The organism is Streptomyces beijiangensis, from assembly GCF_017315755.1.
Taxonomy (GTDB): Bacteria; Actinomycetota; Actinomycetes; order Streptomycetales; family Streptomycetaceae; genus Streptomyces; species Streptomyces beijiangensis.
This window is the reverse complement of the sequence record NZ_JAFLRJ010001719.1, coordinates 1-239: the sequence shown is the minus strand read 5'-3', so window position 1 is coordinate 239 and position 239 is coordinate 1. Positions and strand designations below refer to the sequence as shown.

Here is a 239-nt window from a genome sequence, read left to right as displayed (position 1 = left end):
GCCTACGACAATGCTATGCCGTTTACGATTCATTACAACAACAGCGATATATTCACGGATCATGGCGTTCGGCCAATAATAAAAAGCGGTTTTTGAACCGATCCCCTGGCTCTTTAAGCCTGCTCGTTTTGCATATAGGCTGGCGCGGAACAGGTGGAAATTGTTTGTTGTGAAGATGCTGTTGTATTTGCCGTCTGATAATGAGTCCATCAGTTGTTTGGAGAAAAGCATATTTTGAT

At 43.1% G+C, this 239-nt stretch carries 1 protein-coding gene; it reads right to left on the bottom strand.

Translation table 11 applies throughout. The features are described 5' to 3' along the window. On the bottom strand, positions 1–239 hold a 239-nt coding region (locus tag J0695_RS46690; protein ID WP_206970286.1), incomplete at both ends, for a YdcF family protein.